Here is a 16,691-nt window from a genome sequence, read left to right on the forward strand (position 1 = left end):
TTTTAGTCAACTGTATCTGTTTATTTACGCTTACTAAGTTCAGAATAAAACCAAATCATATTGAGATGCAACGAATGAAAATGTATCAAGTTGATGCCTTCACTACCCACTTATTTGAAGGGAATGCGGCGGCTGTTCTTATTTTAGATGCATGGTTAGATGAGAGTTTAATGCAAAAAATTGCCCGTGAGAATAATTTATCAGAAACGGCTTTTGTTAAAACAATTGATCAAAAACATTTTGAGATTCGTTGGTTTACACCTACTGCGGAGGTCGCATTTTGTGGACATGCCACGCTTGCTAGTGCTTTTGTACTGTTCCGAGATTATACCTTTGAACATGAAATTGAATTTTTGGTGAAAGATTTGGGCACTTTTTATGTGTCGAAGCAACCCGACCATAAAATTAGCATGAATTTTCCAATTCGCCGTGCTAAAAAATTAAGCCAATATCCTGCTTTGTTAAGTGAAGCATTGACACAACCGATTCAAGCGGTGTATTTGAACCAACAAGCCTATATTGTGGAATATGCATCTGAGCAAGCGATTTTAGATGAACGCCCAGATTTTGTAAAATTAAAACAATTGGGTTTGCAGCATCCTGAAATTGACAATATCACGGTGGATATTGCGATTACTGCCCAAGCTGAACAAGGGCATGATTGTATCTCTCGTTATTTTGCTCCAGCTATTGGTATTGATGAAGACCCTGTAACAGGTTCAATTCATACTGCCATTGCGCCGTTTTGGGCAGAAAAATTGAATAAATCGGAACTGATCGCTGTGCAAGGCAAAGACCGCCAAGGTACGCTATTTTGCCAGTTGTTAGAAAATGAACGGATTGAAGTTGCAGGATATGCCAAATTATTTATGATCGCCGAAATTTTTATAGAAAGTGACTAAAAATCGGGTTTGCTTTTTAAGGGCTTTCTTTGATAATAGCGATCTTTGATTGATTTTGTCGCTGATCGTCTATGTCTGCTTTAGAAGTAATTGCTGTCATTATTAGCCTGATTGGTGTTGTGCTGACTGTGCTGCGCAATATGTGGTGCTGGCTCTTTAATTTTATTGCGGCAGTACTTTATGGCTATTTGTTTTTTACCTTTAAGTTGTATGGTGAAACCATCTTACAGTTTTTCTTTATGGCGATGAACATTTATGGTTGCTACTATTGGCTAAAAGGGAAGCAGCAAACCGATGACATTTGTATCGAGCCAATTAAAAGGCTGACTGTATTTTGGCATATTGGCAGTACTATTTTGGGTGGATTGGTTTTTGGTTTAATTTTAAAACATTTTACTGATGCAGCTGTGCCCATGTTAGACGCTCAGCTTGCTGCTTTTAGCCTACTTGCCACGTATTGGACTAGTCGTAAGCACATTGCGACATGGATTCTGTGGATTTTTGTCAATATTGTTTATGTGGGTATGTTTGTATTTAAAGGCTTACTGTTGACTGCTGGATTGTATGCGGTATTTGTCGGTTTAGCATTGTATGGATGGTGGCAGTGGCAGCAAGTGCAGAATCAGCAAAAATCAGCAATGTTTCGTGGCGTTTAGTGCTATGTGCTAAATAAAAATATGAAGGTTTTCTAACAGATCTCGTCTACTTGCTGCGTAGCTAAGGAGGCATTGCTTCAACAAGAAAGGACGAATTTATGAATAAAAATGGTTTAATTTTCATCTTTGCCTGTGTAGCAGCAATTTGTGGTTATTGGGTGCAAGAAAATAACCGTAGCCATGAAGTTTCTAAACAAATCATTAGTCCACCGTCTAAACATAGTGTAAATACAGTAAGCGTTGAACCAAAAGCGGCACATAGTGCAATTTATAGTGCTTATTTAAACAAACAAAGCAATGTGCAAGTTGAAGGCGAGGGAGAAGTAAAAGCAATTTTAAAAGATGACTTAACTGGTTCTCGTCATCAAAAATTTATTTTAGACCTCCAGAATGGTTTAACGGTACTGATTGCACATAATATAGACCTTGCACCACGTTTAGACGGTTTGCAAAAAGGTGACCGCGTACAGTTTCATGGCGAATATAAATATAATGAAAAAGGCGGTGTTGTGCATTGGACACATCACGACCCAAGCCAGCGTCATGCCAATGGTTGGTTAAAGTGGAAAGGGCAAATCTATCAGTAAATCTTATTGAATGAATGGGTTATTGGGGGATTATATTGAAATCTCTTAAATTCAGCCTAAATTGGTAAAAATAGTTAAAGTTATTCATTTTGCTTGCAGTACAAATGAGCATATAAAAATTAAGGCTCTACAAAAACAAAAGCCACATAAAGTGGCGAGTGGTCAAATGCAATTGCAACATAGGAGTATTCTGATTAGGAGTTAGGTCCGTCTACACGCTCAATGCTTACTTTGGCAGTACCTGAGTTGGTTAAGCCAATACGTTGTGCAGCAGCGAAAGATAAATCAAGAACACGGTTACCGTGGAAAGGACCACGATCATTTACTTTAACAACGACACTACGGCCATTGTCTTTATTGGTTACACGGATATAACAGTTTAACGGCAAGCTACGATGTGCAGCAGTTAAAGCATTCATATCATAAGTGTCACCACTGGCAGTTTTACGGCCATGGAACTGACGTCCATACCAAGACGCAATGCCTGTTTGGCTAAAGCGGCGTACAGTATTTGACGCAACAGTATTTAATTTATCAATTACAGAAGGTTCATCTTCGGGTACTGAAACTTTAGCAGCCAAAGTTTGACGACGAATCGTATCACCTGAACGCTCTGTAATTGAAAGACCACTTAAGGTCGAAAGACGATTGCTTTGAGCGCCGTCTTTATTAATAACACGAGAAGCAAGACTAGCACTATCACTATCATTACTTAATGATGAGGTTTGCACCATATCTGCTTGTGCCTGTGACAATGACAAACCAAGTGTCATTGCCAACAGCAATTTTGTGGGGTATTGCATGAAGAATCTCCTAAGACACTTTCTTTTGTTCAATATAAATACTTGAAAAATAAGAGAAGCTGCCTATAAATTGATTTGTTTCAATTGCATTTGACGATAGGATAATATTCATGCAGCCCTAAGGGTGTCTAGTCTTTCTTGGTAAATAGTTACAAAAAGGCCAAAAACAGACAGTGTTTTGATTAAAAATTAATCAAAATTGTAACAAGTAGTAATATTTGCTTTTTTTGTCACCATTGTGTGTAAAAAAAACCTTGACTCTTGTTATTTGTTTGTGAGCAATTATTATTGCGCCATAATTTCAGTCCCTAATAACCATACTGCGGTAGCATACATTCGGCTTTTATTGTAGGTGGTAATGACCTGAAAGTTTGGATAAGTAATATAGTAGATTGACGCATTATAATCTTGCAATTGGATGACATTAACAGGGTCAAATTCATCTATTTTTACAATTGGATTAAGCGGTGAAATCCCTTTTTGTTGCAAGATGGCATAAGGTGTTGGTTGGGTCAAATCTTTGGCAATCACATCATCAGGCATACTTCCTGTGTAGCGCGCTAAAAAGCCAATCGGTTGGTTACGTTGCCAACCTTGTTGGGCTAAATAGTTGGCGATTGAGCCAATCGCATCTACAGGCGAGTTTCTTAGGTCTACATGACCATTATTGTCGTAATCAACGCCGTATTTGCCAATATTACTGGGCATAAATTGTGGATAGCCGACAGCACCTGCATAAGAACCGGTAATACTGGTAATGGGGTAGCCTTCTTTATATGACCATGCAATTAAGGCAGAGAGTTCATCTGAAAAGTAATCGGCACGGCGTGGATAATTAAATGCAAGCGTTGCAAGTGCATCACGGGTCATAATATTGCCACGGTTGCTACCAAAGCCTGTTTCGACACCTAAAATGCCCAAAATAATTGCTTGTGGTACGCCAAATTGTTGTTCTGCACGGTTTAATGTATCAGCATATTGATTACGGAAGTTCACACCACGTTGAATGGTTGTAGGCGTTAAGAACATTTCACGGTAGCTATACCACGGTTTACTTTCACCTGGACGTTGCATAATGTCTAGAATATTAGGGCGATTACGTGCGCCTAACATTGCTTGATCGACTTGGTCGGCAGTTAGTCCATAGCGCTGTATGGTTTTATTTTTAAAATTGTCATAGCTTGGTGCATTCACAAATTCGTTGGCCTGACAAAAGGATGTTGTAAAAATTGCACTGCAACACAGTGCTAAACTTGAGCAGATTTTATTTAATTTTGTTTGCCACATAAATCACCTGAATCGAAGAGTTTTTTGCTTAAAATATAATAGCTTGAGTTGGTTCTTAGTCAATTTGCTACGAATAGAAATTAAAGTTAAGTTTTGACTGTGTATTCACTTGGTTATTTGTAGATTAAAGTGAAGATTGCATTGCTTTAGTTGTTGCAGACAAGTCAATTCATTTAACTTGTCTGCTTTTTTGGTTCAAATTTGCCGCAAAAATTAACGATGTGTATGGATTGACATGACAATACCAAAAGCGGTCATTAGGGTAATAATGGCAGTACCACCATAGCTCATAAAAGGTAAAGGTACGCCTACAACAGGTAAAATACCACTGACCATGCCTGCATTGACAAAAACATATACAAAAAATGACAAACCGTAAGCACTTGCAAGTAAACGACCATAATTATGGAAGGACTGCATGCCAATTTGAAAGGTGCGTGTAATAATGGCAAAGTAAAGCAAAATCAAGATAATCACACCAATCAGACCAAATTCTTCAGAATAGGCTGCAATAATAAAGTCGGTATGACCTTCGGGTAAAAAGTGCAAATGCGACTGTGTACCTTGTAAAAAGCCTTTGCCTGAGAAGCCACCTGAACCAATTGCAGTTTTAGATTGAATAATGTTCCAACCTGTACCAAGCGCATCGGCTTCAGGGTTGAGTAATGTGAGTACCCGTTGGCGTTGATAATCGTGTAATAAAAATTCCCATGCCACAGGAATAAAAACGCCAGCACCTGCGATGGCAGCTAAGATGAGCTTCCATGATAAGCCACTTAAAAATAAGACGAAAATACCGCTACCAAGTACCAACAACGATGTACCAAGGTCGGGTTGTTCGGCAATTAAGATAAACGGAATCACAATCATCACTAAAGTTGCAATGACTGTTTTTAAGCTTGGGGGCAACGGCTGACGGGTGAGAAACCATGCGGTCATCATGGGCATACCTAGTTTCATAAATTCACTGGGCTGCACACTCCCAATACCCGGTACGCTAAGCCAACGCTGCGCGCCCATACGAATTTCACCAAATGCTTTAACCCCAACCAGACATGCCACCCCAAACAGATAAAAATAAGGTGAAAAAGATTGGAAGACTTTCGGTGGAATTTGGGCAATTGCGATCATGACCACAAAACCAATCCCAAAGCTGATGGCTTGTTTGGTCACTAGGCCCATATCTTGGGCAGAAGCACTGTACAGTACCACTAAACCAAGCATTGCGTTTAAGATTAAAAATGAACACAACCACGGGTCAATATGTAGACGTTGCCATTTTGACGGATGCATCGCCGTACTGAGTCCATCGCGTGGAGCTTGACGTAAAAACTTATATTGAGGGCTTGGTGACATAACAGGAAAAGCACGTGATTATCAGCATGCGAATGCTAACATAATGTCATCACAAGGTAATGTATTATCTATTTTTTGTAATAAAAAACCTAGCCTAAGCTAGGTTTTCGATCATGATGTAAAAATTATTGAAAAAATAGCGCGTCGTGATGTGTAGCAAGCACTTTCAACTCATCTTTTGTTAGATGTGGAAAAATTTTATCAATGGCAATGTGTACCGCTTTAATTACCGCTGCACAGCCAATATCGGCAGCTTTGCGTTTAATCATACCAAGGTCAAGCGTTACGTAGAAATCATGCATGTAATGATTTACGGTTGCTTCTGCAAAAACTTTATAATTTTCTGCAAAGGCATGAATATCAATGCGATTTCCCGCCAAAATTTCGGCAAAATAATGCTTTAAATTGGTCACAAGGCGTGGGTCTAAACTTTCGCCCATGCGCAATTGTCCATTCGGGTCGGTAAAGACGCTGCTTTTAGAAAAAGCGATTGATTGCTGTACCACCTCATTCGAGGTTTTTCCAAGCAATTGCTTGAGTAATACAGCTACGCTCGATTTAACAAATTTAGCCAATTTTTCTGCGGTTTCTTTTTTGTCGCTGTGTGGAAAATGCCGAACAACATTAGTCAGAATCGCATCAATAATTTCTTCATTCACCTGTAAGGCAATTTCATCACGTAAAGGATAAAGTGCTTCTTTTGTATTTTTCTGTGCAAACGAGGTTTGAACGTTCTGCAATAGACTGTCAGAGGGAATGAAACCAAAAAAAGCCATCTTTTATCCTTTAAGCGTCAATTATTGTCGTGCCAAACGCACAGGTTGGGTCGGTAGCCAAGCAAGGTCAGATACACGGCATGGATTAATATCTAAGCCACCACGGCGTGTGTATGCTGCATAAACCATCAGTTGTTCTGGCTGTAAATTTTGCCAAATATCGGCAAACATTTGTTCTACACATTGTTCATGAAAACCATTGTGTTGTCGATATGAAATAATGTAGGCCAATAGACTGTCTAGGCACGGTTTTTTGCCACGGTAGCGAATAAACACCGTACCCCAATCGGGTTGTCCTGTAACGGGGCAATTACTGCGCAGTAAATTAGAATAGAACTGTTGCTCAATAATGCTGTCATCTGCCGCAAATTGAAGCAAATTCGCATCAGGATGTTCTGAAAGTTTGCTTGGTACTTGTTGGTCTAAACAAATGCCTTGCGGTTGTGATACAGCTAAATCATTGGCATTCAGCAATGTTAATGTCACATTGGCTTCGGCAGCTTTGGATAAATCGGCTTCAACGGTGGCAATGAGCTGCTCGGTTGAGTCAAAACGGGTAAAGTTCAAACTGTTAAAGTAAAGCTTGAGCGATTTAGACTCGATGAGATTGGGTGATGTCGCAGGTAAGCTTAAACGACCAATCGCCACTTGCGGTAAACCATTGCTGTTTAACCAAGACAATTCAAATACGTGCCACCAATCTTGACCTTGGCGAATGCCTGTAACATCAGCATAATTAACGCGTGAAGGTGCACGTGCAATTGGAAATAAAATTTCGGGCTGATATTGGGTTGGGTACTGGGTTTCTTTACCCAATAATGATTTTTCTACACTCATTCGCGGATTCCTGAACCACGTGCCAATAAATAGTATGCAAAACCATAAAATACGGCACAGAATAAACTCATAACGACTAAAGAAATGCTGACATTAATATCGCTATGTCCCAAAATGCCATAACGGAAGGCATTGACCATATAAACAATGGGGTTAATCAGCGATAATTTTTGCCAAAAAGGACTTAATGCACTAATGGCATAGAATACACCACCTAAATAGGTAAGTGGAGTCAGAACAAAGGTTGGGATAATTGAAATATCATCAAATGAACGGGCATAAAAGGCATTAATAAAGCCCGCAATTGAAAATAATAAACTGGTGATGATGACAGTGTAAATTGTCACAAATAAATTATGAAGATGCAGGTCGGTGAAAAATAGACTCACTAAGGTGACAATAAATCCGACTAAAACGCCACGGCATACACCACCAATCACATAACCCCATAAAATTAAGCTTAGTGGAATAGGACTAACGATGAGTTCTTCAATACTGTGTTGAAATTTGGCGCTAAAAAAGCTTGAACAGACGTTGGCATAGCTGTTGGTAATTACCGACATCATTACTAAGCCCGGCACAATAAATTGAATGTAACTAAAGCCGCCCATTTGCCCGATGCGTGAACCGACTAAATTGCCAAAAATCACAAAATATAAAGTCATGGTGATGGCAGGTGGTAGTAATGTCTGGGGCCAAATGCGTAAGAAACGGCGAATTTCTTTGTGAACTAAAGTCCAAAGGGCAATTTGCAATTGTTGGAAATTCATGCGTTTGCCTCCTGTAGGTTTTTCTCGACCATTCTGACAAAAAGTTCTTCTAGACGATTAGCTTTGTTGCGCATACTGCGTACTTGAATACCTAAATTTTCAAACAATTGAAAAATCTCATTTAAACTATGCGATTTATCCATTTTGACTTCTAAGGTCATTGGGTCAATCAGATTGAATTGAATGCCAATTAAATCAATATGTAGGGGTTCAATTGGCGCAGCTAAATCAAAAATAAAGGATTCTTCATTCAGTTGACTTAAAAAGGCCTTCATGCTGGTATTTTCTTTAATTACACCTTGGTCGATGATGGCAATTTGACGGCACAAACTTTCAGCTTCTTCTAGATAGTGTGTGGTTAAAATAATGGACGTCCCATTGTTGTTCATTTCAATTAAAAAATCCCACATTGAACGTCTGAGTTCGATATCGACTCCTGCGGTTGGTTCATCTAGAATCAGTAATTTGGGTTCATGCATCATGGCACGGGCAATCATCAAGCGGCGTTTCATTCCGCCCGACATCATGCGTGATTGCACATTGCGTTTGCTCCATAAGCCAAGTTTTTCTAAATAATATTCGGCGCGTTGCTCGGCTACTTTTTTGCCAATACCATAATAGCCAGCTTGGGTGACTAAAATGTCGAAGGGTTTTTCAAAGTGGCCAAAATTGAATTCTTGCGGCACAATGCCCAATTGCTGTTTGGCAAGAGATGCAGCGGTATCTAGGCTGTGTCCAAAAATTTCAACTGTGCCTGATGTTTTTTTTATGAGCGAGCTAATAATGCTAATGGTCGTGGATTTTCCTGCACCATTTGGACCTAATAGAGCATAAAATTCTCCTTCAGGGACTTCAAGATTAATGCCTTTTAGGGCTTGGAAACCATTTTTATACGTCTTAGATACGTCTTTGAGCATTAACGCATGCGTCATATCGTTCTCTTGAGAATGAAAATTCTGTCTATTGTGAGCGATCTTTGCGTATAAACCAAGCAAAGCGGGTGAAACTCTGTGTTTCATTTATTGGGTTTGGAGCAATTGAGTAAAAAATGAAGTTAAACGGGCGAATTTAAGAAGATGATAAGAACAATCATTGCTAAAACATAGTTTATGATAGTGGAGGCAGTCAGGCGGATGTAGATATGATTACGATTGGCGGGAAGGCTGATTCGGAGTAAAAGGAAAATGAAGCAAGTTGAGGCTGATAAGCTCATACACAGCAACATAAAAGGAGCAATATCTAAGGTTTGTGGTATCAGTGGGCGTAGTTTCCCGAACAGATACCAATTAAACAGACTAAGGCTAAAGAAGCTTAGACATGCTGTTGCGATAATTTCAAAGTTGCCTTCGGGTTGAGGTTGTTTAAGTAATAAGCTTTCGATTGCTTTGGTCAGATGTAAGCAAATTGCATAAATTAAGGCAACGCTGACCACAATGGTATTTGAAAGAAATGGTTCATATCCTGTAACAGAACCAACATTAAATACATTTAGAAAGGTGAAGATACTGCATGGTAGGAGAAAACAGATGAGATACATACATTTATTATTAAAAGACATAATTTAACTGAAATGAGAAATGTTGGTCTAAAGTGATGCTAGCGCATTTTTATTATAAGAGTGTAAATGGTGCGCTCAGCGGGACTCGAACCCACGCCACAGGCTTCGGAGACCTGTACTCTATCCAGTTGAGCTATGAGCGCATCGATTGCCATCATAACAAAAAAAAATTGAAGGTAAAGCAATAAAGTGCGGGACGGATTGTTTATGCTCATCCTTTAAGCAAATTTTTAAAAAGTCTAAGGAAATCGAGTTTATCTATAGCGGATTACTGAAACTACTAATAGACCTAAAGACTGATAAAATAGTATTTTACAGAAAAGACATCGTGTCAGATATTTTGGTATTCAGCTATAACATAAAAAAGACCGATAAAAATCGGTCTTAAAAACAGTATTTAATGATCATGTTTATGTGCATGAAAATCTTCATTCTTACGAAAGCGTAAATAGTTTTCAAATTGTTCGCAATATTCATCAAAATTATCGTCTAACATCATTTGAAATTGTTGCATTAAATAGGCCATGACTTGTTCTTTGGCATCGCGCATTTCATTGCCATCTTTAAAATTATTGGCAGCAACCCAACTGTTAAAACGTGCTGCGGCAAATAACATGGCTGCACTGACTTGACCACGTGTTTCGGCAGGGTCGGGTTTTTCACCTTTTGCAGGACGGCAAAAATCATTGGCAAGTTTAATAAACTCATCAGCACGTTCAAAAAACATGGCATTTTGAGCTTCTTCTTGGGTGATATCCGTTGCTTGAATTTTTTGCGTCATCTTTCCATATCCAAGGTCAAAGAAGCGCTATTATAGGCAAAGCCTTGCAGAAACTAAACCGTTGTCGTAATCTTTAAATAGCCTAAGCGTAAAGATGAAACCTGCTATGCAAGATGCGATTGAAATACAAAATTTAAAACAAGACATTCAACTGTTACGCCAAGAAATTTGGCCACCACAAGAATTGCAAGTGGTAGAAGGATTACCGATTTATTATGGTACGCCGAATCAAGTCGAGCAATATTTTTCAAAGTGGCAGACTCTAACCGAGCGTGCTCAAATGCTATGCCGTCCATTTTTGCAAGATGAGTTACTTGATGCAGTGCATTTACCAAGCCATTTAAATTTACCACTCTTTTATTTTCATGTTGATCGCATCCGTGTAAATAAAACACGTGCCAAAGAATCAAAAACGTTTCGGGGCTTAGCAACGTTGCTCGATAAATGTGGAGCATTTGAAGTCGAACAAATCAGTGGTATGCAAGTATGGCTTGAGTCGGATGATACTGCTGCATTGGTTGCACATCGTGAATTTATCGATTTACGCACCTATGTCTTTCAGCATGGGCAAAGTGATTATACGCGTACCCGATTTTATATGAATGGCATTGTATTAAGTGTAGAACCACATTTTGAACTGATTGATGCGCGTGATAAACCACGTAAACAGCGGAGTGATTGTTATAGCGATCCACTTGCAGAAAATAGCACATGGAAAGTTTTTGGAAAATATCGTTAAAAAGACGTTTAATATAAAGTTGCGTTCAGGTTTTTTGGTCAAAACCTGAACGCAAGTTCAACTAAAATGGATGATTTTTTGCTAAACGCCGAAGTTTTTTGATAATTTTTTGATCGCGCTTATTTTGCTGTGCATCTAACCAACTTAATACAGCTTGATTTTGGGTTTGTGTCTTTAGCCATTTTTTTGCCCATCTTAATTGGCGATATTTTTCAAGCTGTGCTTGAGTGGCTGTCAACTTGGTGTAATAGATTTGAGCCGCTTTTGCGGGATATAAGCTACTTACAGCGCTAAAAATATGGGTTAAAGCCGTAATGTGTTGTGACAAACTTTGTTTTTGTTTCGGTTCAAGCGTCTGATATTGATTCACTTTTTTCACAGCTTGATGCTCTAAAGGTTGCAGAATCTTAACTGCTTTTTTGTGTAAATTACTTTTTGATGTCGCATTTTGATTTTGCGTGTAAGCAAAATCGAGCAGTTCTAGCCATAATTTTGTGGTGAGTGGATCTTGAAAAATACGCGAGAGTAGCTGTGTATAGTCAGATTTTTCTAATTTAAATTGAACGCCTGCCTGTTGTATTTTGGGTAAAATTTGCTGATGAAATATCTCTTCATTATTTGCTTGTTCGAGCTGGGAAGCTAAGGCTTTTAACTGCTTTTCCCAAACTGTAAGCTTGTGATGACTCCAATGTGCAAAGTGTTTTAGAACATGATATAGCTGTTGAATGCTGATTTTTGCTTGTTGAATATGCTGTATAGTTGCAACTTGCTCAGCAATTGCTGCAACATTCGGTAATATGTGTTCAAGACTTTGTGCAATTATTACTTTTAAGGCATTTTCAGGATGTACGTTTGGATCTAATTGGTATGGTTTTGCCAAAGTTGCATCTGAAACAACTTTATCGTGTGCCAGTAAATGCCCGCGTTCGGCTTTACTCCGAACGTCTAACCATAAATGATAACGTTTGACCCATTGGGCAGTGATTTGAATTAAGTCGGTAAGTTGTCCCGATTTTAATTCAAATTCAACCTCTTGAATGCTGCGCTGCTGTTGCTGACTTTTAAGTGTGCCTAAATCTAAACAGACTTCAATTTTTGAGCCATTTAAATGAATAATGCGGTAATGACGCTGCACAATGGTTTCAAATTGCAGTTCTAACTGCTGCCAATTATCGCCTAAGGCTTGATTTAATAATGCAAGTGCTTGCGGATATTGCTGATAAATTTCTAAATCTAAATTTGGAGCTTCTAGTGCTGTGCCTAAGTCGAGCTCATGTTCAAAACGTTGTAGATGACTTTTTCCTGCACTTTTAAAGGTTTGAATCCAATGTGCGCCTTCTTTACGAATTCGAATTGCCATTAAATGTTGGGCGAGTGCGCTATCTTGAGTATCAAAATAGCGGGCATGTAAATCAATTTTTTGCGTAGTTTTTGTTAAAAATGCTTTATTTAATGCATTAAATTGATCGGTTGGAATTTGTAATTTAAGTTCAACTTCATGCATATCGATTCCCCATCAGCAAGAGATTTGATTATAAAACGATTTTCTTAATTTAAGCTAAAGTTCATATGTTTAATACTGAATGATTTTTTTAGTGGATTAAAAGTGAGCAAATGATGTCAGCTGACGAAAAGTCTTTAATTAAATTTTTCATTTTAAAAACAAATGGATATTACTCTTTTCGTTTGTTTAATTTACTTGAGGTAGAAAACATCTATTGTATTTTAAAGTAATTATTCTAATATCTGCCGCAATCAAGCAAGACCTAGCTACTTTTAAGTATCTTGCTTTTATTGCGACATAATAGATGGAAATGATGATGAACCAAGTAATCAAGGCAGTATTGCCAGCAGCGTTATTGGCAATTAGTGCAGTAAGCCATGCAGAAACTTCAGATGGTAAAACAGTTGCAGTGTCTACCGGTTGGGCACACATTATGCCGCAAGGGAAAGCGCAAGGCGTGGCAACGAAAGGTTTACCATTTAATAGTACTTCTGGTTTTGAGCTTGAAGATGCAGACACTGCTGAGCTTAAACTTGATTATTTAGTTGATGATAATGTGAGCTTAGGTCTAATTTTGGGCGCACCACCAAAATTGGATATTCAAGGTAAAGGAAGCTTACTTAAAGGTATTTTGCCTAATGGCTTAGATATTAATAAAAAAGTGGGTGATGTTAAAGTTTATAGCCCAGTGTTAACAGGTAAATATACTTTTGGTCCTGTAAATAGCAGATTGCGTCCTTATATTGGCGCGGGCTTAATGTATGCGCATTTTTCAAACTTTAAGTTAGATTCTTCAGTTGAAAATGATCCGACTCTACAGGCCTTGCATGGAACAATTCAAAATGTGAAAATTGATGATACGATTGCACCTGTTGCATTTGTTGGTGCAGACTACAACATCAATTCAAATTGGTTTGCTACAGCATCTGTAAGTTATGTGCATTTAAGTACCCATGCTAAACTTGATGTTGTGACACCTCAAGGCACACTTACAGGTTCAAGCAAAATTGAAATCAACCCAATTGTGACTTACTTAGGTTTGGGTTATCGCTTCTAAGTACTATTGTAAATACTGATTAAAAAAGATCATTGTTTAACAAATGGCTGATGAGGGAAAAATGACCTCATCGGTCACAAAACAAAGCAGCTAATTTAAAAAAATTAGGGTTATTATTCTAAAAAATGAAAAAGTGATTGGATTCACGATTTAACGGTAAAAAAAACACCACTAAAGGAAGTTTGGTTATGAAAAAAATTGTAAAAGTACTTATTCCTGCTGCATTACTGTCTTGTGCTTTTACCACAAGCCATGCAGCTACCTCAGATGGTAAATCATTCTCTGTGTCAGCAGGTTGGTTGCATATTATGCCGCAAGGGAAGACGCAGGGTGTATCTGGAAGCTTAAATGTTACATCAACACCTGTACCGATTAATTCACCTACTGCTGGTTTTGAAATTAAAGATGCAGACACCGCTGCACTTTTATTTGACTATTACGTCAATGACAATGTGTCTTTAGAGTTGGTCACAGGTGTACCGCCAAAAATGGAAATTGATGGTAAGGGAACTATTCTTAAAGGCATCTCGGCTGCAAATGCAGGCGCAGGCGTTGATCTTTCCTCTTTGGGTGATATAGGAAAAGTTAAGGCGTATACGCCCGCTTTAATTGGTAAATATCAGTTTGGTACTGTTGAGAGTAAATTCCGACCATTTGTTGGTGCAGGGATTATGTATGCACATTTTTCTGGCTTTAAATTAGGTTCTAATGTAGACAGTAGTTTGAATAGCCAAGTGGGTGCAAGCCAGTTAGGATTGTCAGTGAACAAAGTTAAAATTGATGATGCTGTTGCACCTGTAGCTGTCATTGGTGCTGACTTTAATATTAATAAAGACTGGTTTGTGACGGGTTCAGTCACTTATGCACACCTTAAAACACGTGCTAAGTTAGATATTGGTTCTAGTACTTACGGTAACTCAGAATTTATTCAAGGTGAAAGTGATATCGAGATCAATCCGATTGTGACGTATTTAGGTATTGGTTACCGCTTCTAAAAACTAATTGTGATGTAAAAAGTCGAGATTTTATCTCGGCTTTTTTATTTGCTGTTATGATCAGTTTTTAAATAACATCAAGGAAAGAGCTGTGCGTGGTTTATATCTCATTACCAATGACGATGATTTTTTGTTGCTATTACAAAAATTAGAAGTGGCATTAGCAACAAAAAAAGTGGCTATTTTGCAATATCGGCGTAAGAAAGTGATAAGAGTGGAACAAGTGTTTGAAGTTGAGAAAATTAAACAGTTGTGTGAAAAATATCAAACACCTTTCGTGATTAATGATGATATTTCGCTTGCAGCGCAATTTGGCTTAGGTGTGCATTTAGGGCAAAGTGACGGTGATATTCAAACGGCATTGGCATGTTTGCCTGAGGGTATGGTGATCGGACGTACCTGTTTAAACTCGCTGGATTTAGCTCGTCAAGCCATTCACGATGGTGCAACTTATGTGGCATTCGGTGCAGCTTATGCCACATCTAGTAAGCCTGAAGCTGGGCGTTTAGATTTTGTAACGCTACAACAAGCCCATCAAGAATTTAATTTGCCCATTTGTGTGATTGGAGGCTTAAGTGTGGAAAATGCCAAAGTGGTGATTGAACAGGGTGCTGACCTTTGCGCGGTGATTAGTGATATATTAGCCTTAAATGTTCAAGACATCCCTAAGCGTATTGCAGCATGGGATGCCTTATTTTAAGAAACAGCCGCTGTTTCATCAAACAGTTCTTTTTGATTGGATTTTTCATGAGCTTATCTGCTAAACAAGAGCAACTCTTTAAACAAGCCAGTAAACATATTCCAGGTGGCGTTAATTCACCTGTTCGTGCTTTTAATGGTGTGGGTGGTACACCTATTTTTATTGAAAAAGCGCAAGGTGCTTATTTGTGGGATGTAGATGGCAAACGTTATGTTGACTACATTGGCTCATGGGGGCCAATGATTTTAGGTCATTCACATCCTGATATTGTGAAGGCGGTACAAGAAGCTGCCGAAGATGGTTTGAGTTTTGGTGCACCCACTGTACATGAAACGACCTTGGCTGACCTCATTTGTGAAATCGTACCGTCAATTGAAATGGTGCGAATGACCAATTCGGGGACTGAAGCGACTATGTCGGCAATTCGTTTGGCACGTGGTTATACAGGGCGCGATAAAATTGTGAAATTTGAAGGCTGTTATCATGGTCATTCAGATTCACTGTTAGTGAAAGCGGGTTCAGGCTTACTCACTTTGGGCGAGCCAACGTCTAAAGGCGTGCCTGCCGATTTTGCCAAGCATACTTTAACTTTGCCATATAATGATATTGAAGCAATTAAAGCGTGTTTTGAGAAATACGGTGCAGAAATTGCTTGTGTTATTGTCGAGCCAGTTGCAGGTAACATGAATTTGGTGAAACCGATTCAAGGTTTCTTGGAAACAATTCGTGACGTATGTGATCAGTATCAATCAGTTTTTATTATTGATGAAGTGATGACGGGATTTCGTGTGGCATTAGGCGGTGCGCAAGCCTACTACAATGTAAAACCGGACTTAACTACGCTAGGTAAAATTATTGGCGCAGGGCTACCCGTGGGTGCCTTTGGTGGTAAACGTGAAATTATGCAATGTATCGCACCATTGGGTGGGGTATATCAAGCAGGGACTTTGGCGGGAAATCCATTGGCGATGCGCGCAGGCATTACCATGTTTAAGTATTTGCGTCAGCCTAATTTTTATTCAAAATTAGAAGCGCAATTGGCGAAACTTCTTACAGGTTTACAGCAAGTCGCCAATGAAACAGGTGTTGCACTTAAAACTGAGCAAGCAGGTGCAATGTTTGGTTTGTATTTTACCGATCAAACCGAAATTAGCAGTTTTGATGATATTCTAAAATGTGATGTTGAAGCATTTAAGCAGTTTTTCCATGGCATGTTAGACCGTGGTGTGCATTTAGCACCTTCTGCATTTGAAGCAGGTTTTATTTCCTATGCCCATTCAGATGAAGATATTGCCTACACGGTGCAAGTTGCAAAAGAAGTTTTTGCTGCCATGAAACAAGCCTAAATAGTTTAAAGAGCAACGCCCATCGTTGCTCTTTTTT

General features: G+C 38.8%; 17 protein-coding genes and 1 tRNA gene. 8 read left to right on the top strand and 10 right to left on the bottom strand.

All coding sequences use genetic code 11. From position 1 onward, the window contains the following. The first annotated feature begins 74 nt into the window (after positions 1 to 74). The 3 genes from FXN70_RS00170 to FXN70_RS00180 all read left to right on the top strand — a co-directional run bounded on the left by FXN70_RS00170 (position 75) and on the right by FXN70_RS00180 (position 2,145). Positions 75 to 902, top strand: a complete 828-nt coding sequence (locus FXN70_RS00170) for a PhzF family phenazine biosynthesis protein (protein WP_324645406.1) — start codon at positions 75 to 77, stop codon at positions 900 to 902. Between the two features lie 71 nt (positions 903 to 973). After that, on the top strand, positions 974 to 1,558 hold the full coding sequence (gene pnuC, locus FXN70_RS00175; protein ID WP_324645407.1) for a nicotinamide riboside transporter PnuC: 585 nt from the start codon (positions 974 to 976) through the stop codon (positions 1,556 to 1,558). A gap of 98 nt (positions 1,559 to 1,656) precedes the next feature. Further along, entirely contained in the window at positions 1,657 to 2,145 is a 489-nt protein-coding gene (locus FXN70_RS00180; protein WP_324645408.1) for a DUF3465 domain-containing protein, read from the top strand. Positions 2,146 to 2,339: 194 nt separating this feature from the next. Here FXN70_RS00180 and FXN70_RS00185 read toward each other — a convergent pair whose 3' ends face one another. The 9 genes from FXN70_RS00185 to FXN70_RS00225 form a co-directional block, all read right to left on the bottom strand. Beyond that, positions 2,340 to 2,948, bottom strand: a complete 609-nt coding sequence (locus FXN70_RS00185) for a septal ring lytic transglycosylase RlpA family protein (RefSeq protein WP_324645409.1) — start codon at positions 2,946 to 2,948, stop codon at positions 2,340 to 2,342. A gap of 285 nt (positions 2,949 to 3,233) precedes the next feature. Continuing rightward, positions 3,234 to 4,235, bottom strand: coding sequence for a lytic murein transglycosylase B (gene mltB / locus FXN70_RS00190; RefSeq protein WP_324645410.1), 1,002 nt, complete (start codon positions 4,233 to 4,235; stop codon positions 3,234 to 3,236). 213 nt (positions 4,236 to 4,448) lie between these two features. Beyond that, complete coding sequence (gene rodA / locus FXN70_RS00195) at positions 4,449 to 5,591, bottom strand: rod shape-determining protein RodA (protein WP_324645411.1); 1,143 nt, start codon at positions 5,589 to 5,591, stop codon at positions 4,449 to 4,451. A gap of 125 nt (positions 5,592 to 5,716) precedes the next feature. Further along, entirely contained in the window at positions 5,717 to 6,367 is a 651-nt protein-coding gene (locus FXN70_RS00200; protein WP_324645412.1) for a hypothetical protein, read from the bottom strand. A gap of 21 nt (positions 6,368 to 6,388) precedes the next feature. After that, positions 6,389 to 7,204 (bottom strand): NADPH-dependent 7-cyano-7-deazaguanine reductase QueF, encoded by an 816-nt coding sequence (gene queF / locus FXN70_RS00205; protein WP_324645413.1) that lies wholly within the window; start codon positions 7,202 to 7,204, stop codon positions 6,389 to 6,391. Then, positions 7,201 to 7,974 carry an ABC transporter permease gene (locus FXN70_RS00210; RefSeq protein ID WP_324645414.1) on the bottom strand — a complete coding sequence of 258 codons (774 nt, stop codon included), beginning with the start codon at positions 7,972 to 7,974 and terminating at the stop codon, positions 7,201 to 7,203. The genes queF and FXN70_RS00210 overlap by 4 nt, the downstream gene beginning before the upstream one ends. Then, positions 7,971 to 8,906, bottom strand: coding sequence for an ABC transporter ATP-binding protein (locus FXN70_RS00215; protein ID WP_324645415.1), 936 nt, complete (start codon positions 8,904 to 8,906; stop codon positions 7,971 to 7,973). Before FXN70_RS00215 ends, FXN70_RS00210 begins: the two co-directional genes overlap by 4 nt. A gap of 693 nt (positions 8,907 to 9,599) precedes the next feature. Beyond that, positions 9,600 to 9,675, bottom strand: a tRNA-Arg gene (locus tag FXN70_RS00220). A 254-nt stretch (positions 9,676 to 9,929) separates the two neighbouring features. Then, positions 9,930 to 10,313: a DUF3144 domain-containing protein gene (locus FXN70_RS00225; protein WP_324645416.1), complete on the bottom strand. Its 384-nt coding sequence runs from the start codon at positions 10,311 to 10,313 to the stop codon at positions 9,930 to 9,932. Between the two features lie 106 nt (positions 10,314 to 10,419). Here FXN70_RS00225 and FXN70_RS00230 point away from each other — a divergent pair, with 106 nt between their 5' ends. Next, positions 10,420 to 11,052 carry a hypothetical protein gene (locus FXN70_RS00230; protein ID WP_324646031.1) on the top strand — a complete coding sequence of 211 codons (633 nt, stop codon included), beginning with the start codon at positions 10,420 to 10,422 and terminating at the stop codon, positions 11,050 to 11,052. A gap of 61 nt (positions 11,053 to 11,113) precedes the next feature. Here FXN70_RS00230 and FXN70_RS00235 read toward each other — a convergent pair whose 3' ends face one another. Further along, complete coding sequence (locus tag FXN70_RS00235) at positions 11,114 to 12,556, bottom strand: CYTH domain-containing protein (RefSeq protein ID WP_324645417.1); 1,443 nt, start codon at positions 12,554 to 12,556, stop codon at positions 11,114 to 11,116. A gap of 316 nt (positions 12,557 to 12,872) precedes the next feature. On the opposite strand from FXN70_RS00235, the gene FXN70_RS00240 reads away from it, so the two are divergent. From FXN70_RS00240 to hemL, 4 genes are all read left to right on the top strand, one after another. Beyond that, positions 12,873 to 13,613 carry an OmpW/AlkL family protein gene (locus FXN70_RS00240; protein WP_324645418.1) on the top strand — a complete coding sequence of 247 codons (741 nt, stop codon included), beginning with the start codon at positions 12,873 to 12,875 and terminating at the stop codon, positions 13,611 to 13,613. Positions 13,614 to 13,801: 188 nt separating this feature from the next. After that, positions 13,802 to 14,608, top strand: a complete 807-nt coding sequence (locus FXN70_RS00245) for an OmpW/AlkL family protein (RefSeq protein ID WP_324645419.1) — start codon at positions 13,802 to 13,804, stop codon at positions 14,606 to 14,608. A gap of 91 nt (positions 14,609 to 14,699) precedes the next feature. Next, entirely contained in the window at positions 14,700 to 15,308 is a 609-nt protein-coding gene (locus FXN70_RS00250) for a thiamine phosphate synthase (RefSeq protein WP_324645420.1), read from the top strand. A 47-nt stretch (positions 15,309 to 15,355) separates the two neighbouring features. Next, a complete protein-coding gene (gene hemL, locus FXN70_RS00255; RefSeq protein WP_324645421.1) occupies positions 15,356 to 16,654 on the top strand; it encodes a glutamate-1-semialdehyde 2,1-aminomutase in 1,299 nt (432 codons plus the stop codon). The last annotated feature ends 37 nt before the right edge of the window (positions 16,655 to 16,691 follow it).

This window comes from Acinetobacter sp. MD2 (assembly GCF_035615575.1).
Taxonomy (GTDB): domain Bacteria; phylum Pseudomonadota; class Gammaproteobacteria; order Pseudomonadales; family Moraxellaceae; genus Acinetobacter.

Bases quoted from the DNA above. Each gene is read 5' to 3' on its own strand.
- FXN70_RS00170 (WP_324645406.1), top strand. From the start codon at position 75: ATGAAAATGTATCAAGTTGATGCCTTCACTACCCACTTATTTGAAGGG.
- pnuC (WP_324645407.1), top strand. From the start codon at position 974: ATGTCTGCTTTAGAAGTAATTGCTGTCATTATTAGCCTGATTGGTGTT.
- FXN70_RS00180 (WP_324645408.1), top strand. From the start codon at position 1,657: ATGAATAAAAATGGTTTAATTTTCATCTTTGCCTGTGTAGCAGCAATT.
- FXN70_RS00185 (WP_324645409.1), bottom strand. From the start codon at position 2,948: ATGCAATACCCCACAAAATTGCTGTTGGCAATGACACTTGGTTTGTCA.
- mltB (WP_324645410.1), bottom strand. From the start codon at position 4,235: ATGTGGCAAACAAAATTAAATAAAATCTGCTCAAGTTTAGCACTGTGT.
- rodA (WP_324645411.1), bottom strand. From the start codon at position 5,591: ATGTCACCAAGCCCTCAATATAAGTTTTTACGTCAAGCTCCACGCGAT.
- FXN70_RS00200 (WP_324645412.1), bottom strand. From the start codon at position 6,367: ATGGCTTTTTTTGGTTTCATTCCCTCTGACAGTCTATTGCAGAACGTT.
- queF (WP_324645413.1), bottom strand. From the start codon at position 7,204: ATGAGTGTAGAAAAATCATTATTGGGTAAAGAAACCCAGTACCCAACC.
- FXN70_RS00210 (WP_324645414.1), bottom strand. From the start codon at position 7,974: ATGAATTTCCAACAATTGCAAATTGCCCTTTGGACTTTAGTTCACAAA.
- FXN70_RS00215 (WP_324645415.1), bottom strand. From the start codon at position 8,906: ATGACGCATGCGTTAATGCTCAAAGACGTATCTAAGACGTATAAAAAT.
- FXN70_RS00225 (WP_324645416.1), bottom strand. From the start codon at position 10,313: ATGACGCAAAAAATTCAAGCAACGGATATCACCCAAGAAGAAGCTCAA.
- FXN70_RS00230 (WP_324646031.1), top strand. From the start codon at position 10,420: ATGCAAGATGCGATTGAAATACAAAATTTAAAACAAGACATTCAACTG.
- FXN70_RS00235 (WP_324645417.1), bottom strand. From the start codon at position 12,556: ATGCATGAAGTTGAACTTAAATTACAAATTCCAACCGATCAATTTAAT.
- FXN70_RS00240 (WP_324645418.1), top strand. From the start codon at position 12,873: ATGAACCAAGTAATCAAGGCAGTATTGCCAGCAGCGTTATTGGCAATT.
- FXN70_RS00245 (WP_324645419.1), top strand. From the start codon at position 13,802: ATGAAAAAAATTGTAAAAGTACTTATTCCTGCTGCATTACTGTCTTGT.
- hemL (WP_324645421.1), top strand. From the start codon at position 15,356: ATGAGCTTATCTGCTAAACAAGAGCAACTCTTTAAACAAGCCAGTAAA.